This is a genomic window from Psychrobacillus sp., assembly GCF_056205495.1.
Genome location: NZ_JBAEAP010000327.1, coordinates 1 through 11,090, shown reverse-complemented (window position 1 = coordinate 11,090; position 11,090 = coordinate 1). Strand labels below are relative to the sequence as shown.

General features: G+C 36.3%; 9 protein-coding genes. All 9 read right to left on the bottom strand.

Features of this window, described 5'->3' with window-relative positions; all coding sequences use genetic code 11:
* Window positions 1-360: AAA family ATPase (locus AC06OU_RS09665; protein ID WP_475855464.1), on the bottom strand; the 360-nt coding region annotated here is incomplete at its 3' end.
* 11 nt (window positions 361-371) lie between these two features.
* Window positions 372-1,811, bottom strand: a complete 1,440-nt coding sequence (locus AC06OU_RS09660; protein ID WP_475855463.1) for a hypothetical protein — start codon at window positions 1,809-1,811, stop codon at window positions 372-374.
* Between the two features lie 12 nt (window positions 1,812-1,823).
* On the bottom strand, window positions 1,824-2,672 hold the full coding sequence (locus AC06OU_RS09655; protein ID WP_475855461.1) for an ABC transporter permease: 849 nt from the start codon (window positions 2,670-2,672) through the stop codon (window positions 1,824-1,826).
* Window positions 2,673-3,602, bottom strand: a complete 930-nt coding sequence (locus tag AC06OU_RS09650; RefSeq protein WP_475855460.1) for an ABC transporter ATP-binding protein — start codon at window positions 3,600-3,602, stop codon at window positions 2,673-2,675.
* The gene (locus AC06OU_RS09645; RefSeq protein WP_475855458.1) at window positions 3,602-5,998 is read right to left on the bottom strand and encodes a hypothetical protein; all 2,397 of its coding nucleotides are present in this window, start codon (window positions 5,996-5,998) and stop codon (window positions 3,602-3,604) included. The genes AC06OU_RS09650 and AC06OU_RS09645 overlap by 1 nt, the downstream gene beginning before the upstream one ends.
* A 58-nt stretch (window positions 5,999-6,056) precedes the next feature.
* On the bottom strand, window positions 6,057-6,932 hold the full coding sequence (locus AC06OU_RS09640; protein WP_475855457.1) for a LysR family transcriptional regulator: 876 nt from the start codon (window positions 6,930-6,932) through the stop codon (window positions 6,057-6,059).
* A 429-nt stretch (window positions 6,933-7,361) separates the two neighbouring features.
* A complete protein-coding gene (gene cbpB / locus AC06OU_RS09635) occupies window positions 7,362-7,814 on the bottom strand; it encodes a cyclic-di-AMP-binding protein CbpB (RefSeq protein WP_169358901.1) in 453 nt (150 codons plus the stop codon).
* A 337-nt stretch (window positions 7,815-8,151) separates the two neighbouring features.
* Window positions 8,152-8,922, bottom strand: coding sequence for a 2,4-dienoyl-CoA reductase (gene fadH / locus AC06OU_RS09630; protein WP_475855456.1), 771 nt, complete (start codon window positions 8,920-8,922; stop codon window positions 8,152-8,154).
* A 150-nt stretch (window positions 8,923-9,072) separates the two neighbouring features.
* Window positions 9,073-11,090 (bottom strand): putative bifunctional diguanylate cyclase/phosphodiesterase (locus AC06OU_RS09625; protein ID WP_475855455.1); only part of this gene is annotated, 2,018 nt, incomplete at its 5' end.

The following is an 11,090-nucleotide window of genomic DNA, read 5'->3' as shown; positions in this document are numbered from 1 at the left end:
ACGATTTATTTCATCTGCCAAAACCATCTGACTGAATATAGGTCCTTTTTGAAAACTAAATTGTTGTTTTCCACTCTCTAATCGTTCGATCATACTAGTCCCCGTAATATCTGATGGCATGAGGTCAGGGGTGAACTGAATACGTGAAAAGGAAAGGTCAAGTACCTCAGAAACTGTACGGATAAGCATGGTCTTCCCAAGTCCTGGCAATCCCTCTAAAAGTGCATGCCCATCTGCTAAAACACAGTAAATAGAAAATTCTACTGCCTCTTTTTGTCCAACAATAAATTGACCAATTTCCTGGCGAACCGTTTCTAAACGTTTACTCATATTGATATAGTCTTCCGTTGTTAAATCCATAGTTTCCTCCATTAATCGTTATTTTCTACGGATGAGAAATAATCCTGAACAATCCTCTGTAAATCAGAAGGAAGCTGCATTCTTTCCGAACTCTTTAAATAGGAGTCCGAGTATTCATTGATGACTTCCTCGTAAGATTTAACCGTACCTCTAGTTGTAGGCGCTTCTGCTGGCTCTTCACTAGAAGAATTACCCTCGCCAAGGCTTCCACTGTCTACACTCGTATCTCCAGTACCACCTATTCTAGAAGGAATAGAAAGGAGGTCTCTTCCTCCAGAACCCTTACCAGCGCCTTGACCACCTGAACCTTGACCCTGTCCTGGGCCTTGACCTTGTCCTTGACCCTGTCCTTGGCCTTGACCTTGTCCTTGTCCTTGTCCTTGTCCTTGACCCTGTCCTTGACCTTGCCGTCCTTGACCCTGTCCCTGTCCCTGCCCTTGACCTTGACCCTGTCCTTGCTGTCCTTGGCCTTGCTGTCCTTGACCTTGCTGACCTTGACCTTGTTGTCCTTGACTTTGCTGTCCTTGGCCTTGCTGGTTATTGTTACTGTTATTATTTGAATTTGTATTACCTTGTGCTACATTGTTCGTGGAAAATGGAAGTTTTTTCCCCATTTTACTTAGAGTAGAGTGGGCAGATGCTGAACTTTTTGCCAATGCGCTATTAGACTCCTTTAAGGAAGCAAGCTCTTTTTGCTCGGCTTCGTTTAAAGTGGCTCCCTCTGATCCTTCTGGGTTAGCCATCTCTTTCTTTTCCTCTAATTTTTGTTCCTTAAGAGCAAGCTCCTTTTGTTTTTTTATAAGCTCTCTCAATGCTTCCTCAGCAAGTTCTGTATCCTTCAATGATTCCCTTAATTCCTCTAAATCTTTTTTTACTGCTTTAGATAAATCTTTTTTCTCTAGTTTTTCTACTTCCTTTTTTATATCACTTATAATTTGTTTTTCTTGTTCAATATCTTTTGCCTCTAATTGAGTAGTCGCAGGAAAGGTGTATAGCAAAAGAATAGCCGCACATGAGATTACAAACCCGACCATCCATTTTACTTCAAAATAATTCTTTTTTCTTTTTTTAAATGCCTCAAAAGCTGCTCCCCCACTAGTTTCAGCTTTGCGCAAAATACCTTGAGCGAGGGGGTTTTTATTGTGCATAAATGAAACGGCAGTCAATAGAACATTATCTGGAAAATAATTGTCTAACTGTTGAAGCGCAACTTCTTTCTTTGGTCTTTTCCAAAATGCCCATCCTAAAAAAATGACAAAGACACTACCTGCTAATGACCAAGCATAAATTGTGTAGTATGGTAAGACAAATAAGCGAGAAATTAGTAAAATCACAGCAACAGAAAGAAATGCGTAAAAGAGTGCTCCTTGAAGCATTTTAGAATAGTGCTCAATTGCTAGGCTATATCTAGCTTTTTTAATCCACAGAATCAATCTGTTTCTGTCCTCCATTTACAATCCTCCTCACTTAGATTTCTTCATATTAACTCGTAACTTTTTGACTGCTATAAAGATTGTTAACACCGTTAGTAAAACGTAAAAAATAGCATATCCCGCCCATATCGGAAAATCTATATTCGTTGTTTGGCCGATAAAGCTCTCCGAACTGGACATTGTTAAATTTAACATAAGGACAACCGGATTAATCGTTGCAAAAAAATGAGCTATTGGCTGAGGAGTAGTTGCAAGTGCTCCCGTAGCCATACTGTTCATACCAGTAAGGACTAGATAAATAAATCCAGTTACCCCAGCTAAAAAAATCATTGTCCCGTAGGTAGCAATCATAGAAACAATCGTCTTCCTAATAATTGTGGAATACATAATGCCTATACCGCCAATTGCCAGCATGGTTAAGAAAAAGAATAAAAAGATTAGCCCAAGCTGTCCTGGTGATACCCCACCAAAAAGGAACACAAAGCTATATACAGGTAAGCCTGCCACTAACAATAATAATAAGAAAGCAATGGATGAAGAAAGCTTTCCAATAATAATTTGAAAAGAGGTTTGAGACGTTGTTAACAATATATTCAAGGTTTGTTTCTCACGCTCTGAGCTAATTGCTCCAGCTGTGAGACCAGGTGTGATGAAAAGAATAAGACCGAGCTGAATATAGGTAAGCATCACAAACATAAAGAAGCTTTCTTCTGGTCTAAAATATCCTGTGCCTGTAAAAGATGTTGTTAATAGTATAAAACCAAACACAAAAATCGACATGGCAATAAGATAAAACAAAATACCTGTGAAGCTTTTCAGAGAGCGAAAGCGAAGTTTTATCTCTTTGATAAGTACTGGATTATTTAAAGCTTGTTTCACTTACTTCGCCCCCTTCGTAATTTCCATAAATACATCTTCTAAATCTGTTTCTGTTTCTGCAAACGATATAATTTTTAGTTGTTGCTCTACTGCTTTTTTAAGTAAATTAATCTGATCTTCTTCCGTTCCCCTATAGTTAAACGTAATAACGTTTCTCTCAGGGTCGCTCTCTACTTTAGAAGCAAAAGGATCCTCTTCAAAGAAGGTTGCTACATTTTCAAGTAACCCTTTTACTTTGACGGTTATATGTCTTTCACCGGCAAGCTGTGCTTGAATTTCTTGTACCGAACCGTGTGCAATCAACCTACCCCCGTCAATGACTCCAATTTCATCACACATTTCAGCGAGCTCGGGTAGTATATGAGAAGAAATTAGAATAGTTTTTCCCATTTCCTTCAACTGTCTTAATATATCTCTCATTTCAATACGTGCACGTGGATCTAGACCAGATGCTGGTTCATCTAATATCAATACCTTTGGATCATGGATCAATGCCCTCGCTAAGCACAAACGTTGTTTCATCCCTCGAGAAAGAAGGTCTACATATTCATAACGCTTATGTGTTAGGTTCACTAATTCAAGTAGCTGGGGTATTAAAACCGCTCTTTCAGCCTCTGGAATACCATAGGAAGCTCCATAGAAATCCAAATATTCATTTGCTTTCAGTTGATCATAGACACCAAAAAAATCGGGCATATAGCCAATTTGTTTTCTAACCTCGTGGGGCTCCGTCTTTACACTTTTACCATTAACGAAGGCTTCCCCCGAAGTTGGTTGTAATAATGTAGATAGAATGGAAAAGGTAGTAGATTTGCCTGCACCATTTGCTCCTACAAATCCAAAAACAGTACCCTCTTGTAAGGTTAAATTTAAATCATTTAAAGCATAAAAAGAGCCATACTTTTTAGTTAATCCCTTAATCTCGATCATTACTTAACCTCCCCTTTCATCCGAACCTCTGGAAGTCGTGTATAAGAATTTCCGTCTGTAGAGTTCTTAGTCAATTTATATATAATAACTCCATCTTGGTTAATATAATCTGAAATATTTTCTTTTATCGTAAATCTGCTTTCATCTACTGGTTCATATGATTCTGATTTATTATTCCATAGCTCAATCGTTTGAGAGTTTCGGTCAGTATTAGCAATTTGCAATTGTGTATAAGTCACACCTTCTACTGCTATAGTTTCTGGAAGCTTCCATGACGTAATATATTCTCCGTCATCTAAATACCACTCAAAGTTACTATTTTCCATTGGCTCCATGTATTTACCGTATGCATCTGTTTCTACATTAACCGTAAAGCTAGTGGAAGGAAGAATAAAATCTCCGGATATAATTGTCTCTGCCTCAAATGGTTGTATTAATAAATGAAGTGCAGACATTTCTACCTTCTTATCTTTAAGCTCGATTGGTATTACATTATCCTCCACTAATGCAGTAATAGCGGGTTTGCTCGTCTGTTGTTCAATAGTTTTACTCGTCGAATACAGTGATTTTTTACGTTGTGTTATTAAATCGTCTTGATTCGCTGCATTCTGGCCCCAGCTACCACCATTATTAATATAAGGATTAGAAGTTGGAGTTAGCATAATTGATCCTATATCCTTGTTTACCTCCATTTGTTCACCAGGTTCTAAATCTCCCAGTTCTATTAACTTGGTACCTGACCAAATAGAAACTTCTTTAAGGGTGAAAGGGAAGTTATTAGTTATAGTACCTGATAGTTTACTTGCCTCTACTCGAAGATCCGAATCTATTTTACCTACATCCGGAATATATGTTTCTCCATAAAATGAAGAAACGGACCAATAACCAAGATCGCGGAAGGTTAGTTCTGAGCTTGAAGCACTCTTTTCTAGCATTACGTTTTCATGAATATTAACAACATCGCCTGTAAAGGAGTTGTATTCTCGATTTGCTACCATAGACGTACTAGTTGGAGCCGTAAAAGCAAACTCTCCACCTTTATTACTTAAAATAGATTCTGCATAGTAGCCACTAAGGCTGCTATCTTCATTTACATATAAAAATGAAGATTGCTGAACTTGTGGTCTGGCAATACGATCCTTTGCTCCATAACCAAATATGGCTGCCGAAGTTATGATAGCAAGGAGCGGAATAATCCCCCACGCATATTCTCTTTTATCTTTTCTTTTCAATATAAAGTACAGTAAAGGTCCTACTAAAAGCATATAAACGATTACAATTCCTATCATCAAAGGAGTTGAGACTTTAAAAGAAGCAAAAAGTGAATTAGTATTACCAATATCATGTACTAATTGATCCTTCACGTTATATCCATACATATAGTTAGTAGCTTGCGTTTTTAATGGGTTCAGTATTTTTTTCATTAACTCTGGATACGCTTCGTCTTTTGCTAGAGGCTCATCACCTAAAGAAAAGCTTGTTTGTATAATTGCACCTTTTCCCAGCTTTTTTTGACCCGCAAGTAATGTTCCATCTAAATTGATTAAAGGCTGTGCACCTTCAGTTAGTGTTGCTTCGTAAACTGTTAAATCATTTGTTAATAATTTTTCTCCAGTAATAGAGCTAACAGTTGCGGGTGAAAGGCTTTTTGTGGTCGATTGCAAATTGAACGGTAAGTGATCGGCTAATAATCCAAGTTCTGCGGACGTATTATCAGATGCCCCAGCAAGGATATACCCCCCTGAACTAACGTAATCAACTAAAGCCTGTTGCTGACTATTAGATAGATCAGCTAAAACATATTCATCTATGAATATATAATCAGCCATTTGCCATGCTATGCCTTCAGTCGGATAGTTGAAATCACTTAGCTGACTCAAATGTATTACCTGACTATTCGATTGCTTTAAACCATTTAAAACAGTTAAACGATCGGCACTGTTAGACATTGTCAAATAAAAGGTCGAGGATGGGTCCATAAAATTTGCTTTTAAATTCTTGGAGCCTTTATATTCAATAGATTTTCCTTTTTCCCAGCCGCCTTCATAAAAATGTACAAGCTGTATATTGGAGTTAGAGTATAAATAATCGTCACTTAACCCCGAAGAGGCAATTTGAACTGTCTTTGTTTGGTTAGCACCAATTTCAAATGGAATTGCCTGCCCATTCCCTAAACTATAGGATTCGAACATATCAAGCACGATATCCCCTGAAAAAGCATCACCTGAATTTTCTACAGTGATAGTTATAGGAAGGCCCTCTCCATACTTTGCCTTTCCGTCAAAACCTAGAGTAGTCTTGACCTTTAAGCTTGGAGCTGCTAAGGCATCTAATGGTTGTATACAAAAAATGATAAAAAGTGCTACGATCGCCAAAGCAAACTTACGTATCTGCATATTATTTCCCTCCTATTATGTATATCTTTTAGTACGTTTCTCACCCAAAAAAGTTCCTTTAGTGGAATTTCTTCGCATGCTCATTCACAATTTTTACAAATGCCTCAACTTGTGGAAGTTCGAATGAGCTGTCATACCCTATTAACCAAGTATCCCTTGTGAGCTCGAACTCTTCTTCATTATTAGTTAACGGGATCTTATTTACCTCCTCATGGCCTGTCAGTGTAATGGAAGGCAAAATAGCATACCCAATACCATTTAAAGCCATCTGCTTACATGTTTCAATTTGATCTACAATAATTTGACGCTTCGGATTAACAGAAAAGTGTTTTTGCCACCATTGCTGAATTTCTTGATAATAATTCGAATCACTTTTAAATTGGATAAAAGGCTTTTCTGTTGTTAAAACATCATCAATGTTTGTCATTTCTTTATCCACTAAATAAAGAGTATCTCTAAATAAATGTATTTTGCTCCCTTTCCAATCTGTTTGTCCACGTACAATACCTATTTGGGCTTCTCCATCATAAATAGCCTTCACTATTTCTGAACTCCAACCGGTTAACAAAGAAACCTTAGCCTCCGGATACGTTTGGACAAAATCCTTTAATACCTTTGGGAGCCAATTTTGACCAACTATTGAGGCACAGGCAATTTTTAATGTTCCATGCACCTTAGAGCTTAAAGATTGAATGGTCTCAAAAAGTTCTTCTCTTTGCTGTAGTATACTGTTAGCAAATTCGATAACAAGTTCTCCCTCAGGAGTTGCTGTTAAACCCTTTTGAGATCTTAAAAATAGCTTTGTTTGCCATTCCTTTTCAATTGTTTGCAAACGTAAGGATAAGGCTGGTTGAGAAAGAAAAAGTCGCTCTGCTGCCTTACGCATGTTTTGTTCTTCAGCTAATGTTTTGATAATAAGATAATCTGAATTCATTTATTGACCCTCTTTCTTTAAGTTTGGTTACTATTTCAAATGGTTGATGTTCCACACGAGAATTTACAAGCATGTATTTATACTTACTGATCTTTCTCATTCATCTCTTCATAGTTATTCCATGTTACTCCTTACATTTGAGATTACTTTATCGCTATAGTACTTAGTCATCTTAATTGTATACTTAATTTCTTTTATTAAGTAATCTAATTTAATTCTAAAGTCATAACAATCATACGGAAAGAGAAATAGGAAATTTTTTTTACATATCAAGCATGAGTATTTCTTTTTTTTAATCGTAGCTACAGGCTGCGACTTGAGAAATTTGAAGGAAATAAATACTCCAATTATTTTGCCCATAAAATAAGACACTTACTGTTCAACCCAAACAGTAAGTGTCTTATTATTACGCTAGCTATTTATATTAGATCATTCTTGAGGTTCCTGGGATTGGTATAAATACTTTTTCATCTGCTTTAAAATAACTCTTCTCGTTAAAATACCGATAAAAGTACCCTCATCATCTACAACACATACATATGGGTTATTGACTAAGAGATCTAAGCCTTTTTGAAATTTTTCATTCACGTGAATAGAAGCAATATCCTTTTTCATAATTTGATCAACCTTTAAATCAGGTAATCGTTCATATTCAATATGTTCAAGGCCAAGTATTTCATCTGTAATTTGTTGAGTACTAACAAGTCCTTGCAGACGATACTTTACGTCTAGGACTGGGATTGAAGAATAACCTGTCTTTGTTAACACAAGCAATGCATGTTCTGCATTATTTCCTAATTGCACATGAGCAACCTTATCTGCTGAAATAATGTAATCCTTAATAGGAATTTGCAAAAAGTCCTTACTACTTACAAATATCATTGAATCCTACTCCTTTGTCTGTTTTCCTAATTGGAAAACACAACCTATAAAACTATGATAGCATATGAAAGGAATAAAAAACTATGAAATCGCTTACAATATCTCATTATTTTTAAATTCAAATGCGGATATCGCTCATTAAACATCTCTGAAAATGTTTCGATATCTGAGGAATTTGGTTTTGTACTTCATATTGGTTCCCGCAACGCTTGCTGACTTTGGCGCAACACTTTATTACTCCATAAAAAAATAGCAAGTATGTGACTACCATCCATTTCACATACCCGCTATTATTTTTTATGGAATTCACCATTTTCAGATGAAGTTAACATTTATTTTAAAATGGAAATTGATTTAACCATTGACCGCCGTCTAGCGTTACAATTTCTCCATTCATATAAGCAGCTTTGTCTGACATGATGAATGTTGCAAGATCACCTATTTCTTCTGGTTTACCTAAACGCTTTAGAGGAACCGCTTGAATTGTTCTTTTTGCAGCTTCTTCTGATTCCCAAAGCTTCCCTGCTCCACCCGTACGTTCAATTGGACCTGGGGCAATTCCATTAACTCGAATACCATATTTACTTCCCCACTCCACAGCTAGTGTTCTAGTTAAGGACATCACTCCTGCTTTTGCTGCAGCAGAATGAGCTACTCCAGCCCCTGCTCCCCAAGCATACGTTGCAAGCATATTAATAATAGAACCCTTCGTTCCATTTTTTATCCAATAGTTACCTACAGCATTTGAACAATAGAAAGTACCGTTTAGTACAATATCGATTACAGTCTTCCAACCATTTGGAGAAAGCTTGGAGGTCTCGACAATAAAGTTGCCTGCTGCGTTATTCACTAGTCCATCTATGCTACCAAAAGCCTTATCCGTAAACTCCACCATTGCTGCAACATGCTCAGGGTCTCGTACATCCATTTGAAATACTTCCACTTGTTCCCCATTCTGTGCGATCTCTAATTTTGCATTATCTAGCTTATCCTTGTCCCTACCAGTAATGACGACATTTGCCCCTTCGGCTACGAAAGCCATTGCCATATATTTACCCATCCCATTAGAACCACCAGTGACAATAATCGTTTTCCCCTTTAATAACATTGGAAACACACCCCTTTTAAAATTGAATGAACATTCACTCAATATTTTAGCATACCCTTCTAAGAAAAGCACTATGGCTTGTTAGAGTCTATACTAATAAAAAAAGACCCATAGAAAAGCGCGTTTTGCGCTCTTATGGGTCTACAATTATTATTGATAATTCATATATGATTTGTTAATATCCTCTATCGGGATAGGGCGACTAAAAAAGAAGCCTTGAGCTTTTTGACAGTTCGCTGCTTTTAAGATTTCAACCTGAGTATTTTTTTCTACTCCTTCAGCGATTACTTCCATGCCTAAGCTATGAGCTAAACGAATAATCGTCGTTGCAATAGCAGCGCTTTTTTCGTCGGTTTCCATGTCTTTTATAAAGGACTGATCAATCTTAATAATGTCGATTGGATACTTTCTTAAATAACTCAGTGAGGAATAACCGGTTCCAAAATCATCAATTGATATAACGACTCCAATATCCTTCAATTCTTTTAGAATAGTGAAGGTATTCTGCAAGTCGGTCATCGCACTTTCTGTAATTTCTACTTCTAAAGAAGAGGCAAGTATATTGAATTTCTTAATTTTATCTCTAATCTTGAAAGCAAAATTATCTTGTTTAAATTGTTGAGGTGAAATGTTGACTGCCACTCTCGCCATTCGGAAGCCCTTATCTTGCCATTGTTTTAATTGTCTACAAACCTCATCTAAAACCCAATCTCCCAGCTTAAAAATAATTTCTGACTTTTCTGCTAGAGGGATAAATTGCATAGGAGAGACATATCCAAACTTACGATTATTCCAACGTAGCAAAGCCTCGAATGAATTTATCTCCCCAGTCAATAGATTGACCTGTGGCTGATAATGTATAGACAACTCGTCTTTTTCAATTGCTCTTCTTAAGTGTGATTCCATTAAGGCTGCATTTGGAAAAGATAAATTCATCTGTTCCTGAAAATATCGATAATGAGCTCTTCCTCTATCTTTTGCCACATATAAAGCCTGGTCAGCCTTTAACAATAACTCATCTCTTTTTTCTCCATCATAGGGGAACATCGATATTCCTATAGAGGCTGTACCAAAATACTCTTGATGATCTAAATAAATCGGTTTGGCTAGTTCCGTTAATATACTTTCCGCAAAAGCACTAGTAGCTTCCTTTGTTTTCCCCTTTAATAAAAAAACAAATTCATCTCCACTTTGCCTATATAAATTACTCGCCTTATCAATATATAAACTTAAACGATCTGCAATTTTTTTCAGTAACTCATCACCATATGTATAACCCAATGATTCATTTATTAATTTAAATCGATCAAGGTCAATTCGTATAATAGATATTTCACTATTTGTTTTTTGAGCGTCTTTAATATTTTCATGTAAATGTTCTTTTAATGCTCTTCTATTCCATAAGCCAGTCAAATGATCGTGGTAAACAAGGTAGAATAATTGCTCCTGCTCCTCGGTATCACTAATCGTATTTCGCAGAACTATATGAAGTCCACTTACAGTTCCATTAATTACTATAGGAATTGCTTTTAAATCTGTACTTATAAAATGGCCTTTTTCGTGTTGTATCAAGCAATTCTGCATTTCGGTAGCTTTGCCTGTCTTTACATGGCTCATAATATTGCGGAAGTTCCACAGAGATTCTTCTCCTACAAATTTTTCAAATGGTATATTTAATAATTCATTCGACTTATATCCATAAACTGTGTTTATTATTTTATTTGCGTATTGAATTTTACCTTCTTGGTCAATAACTAATATGGTGTCTAGATTGTGTTCTATTAACGAATGGTATTTTTCTTGAACCTCTAATAAGGGATCAAACTGGGCTTTTGCCGTTTGATCAACCATCAACAAACCATATATCCCGCTTGTATTTTCTCCCATTGGAGCTATTGTAATATCAAACGTATAAACTTGGTCGTTTAATAAAATGTCAAAGTTATGGTAGACTTTCTGCTTCGCCTCTTCTAAAAAAAGTGGTTCTATTTGAATCCATAATTTTTGAGTGAATTTTTTTAAATTTATCGCACTTTTTAAAAATTCGTTAGCACTTTTATTTGTATAAATAATAACATGAGAACCATCATCCTTTTTTTGCAATAGGCAAGTTATCAGGTTGGGTTGTTCATGAATCATATCTGCTAAGTAATCATCCATCTTAAGCT

Bases quoted from the DNA above. Each gene is read 5' to 3' on its own strand.
- AC06OU_RS09660 (WP_475855463.1), bottom strand. From the start codon at position 1,811: ATGGAGGACAGAAACAGATTGATTCTGTGGATTAAAAAAGCTAGATAT.
- AC06OU_RS09650 (WP_475855460.1), bottom strand. From the start codon at position 3,602: ATGATCGAGATTAAGGGATTAACTAAAAAGTATGGCTCTTTTTATGCT.
- AC06OU_RS09645 (WP_475855458.1), bottom strand. From the start codon at position 5,998: ATGCAGATACGTAAGTTTGCTTTGGCGATCGTAGCACTTTTTATCATT.
- AC06OU_RS09640 (WP_475855457.1), bottom strand. From the start codon at position 6,932: ATGAATTCAGATTATCTTATTATCAAAACATTAGCTGAAGAACAAAAC.
- cbpB (WP_169358901.1), bottom strand. From the start codon at position 7,814: ATGATATTTGTAAGTAGTAAGGACTTTTTGCAAATTCCTATTAAGGAT.
- fadH (WP_475855456.1), bottom strand. From the start codon at position 8,922: ATGTTATTAAAGGGGAAAACGATTATTGTCACTGGTGGTTCTAATGGG.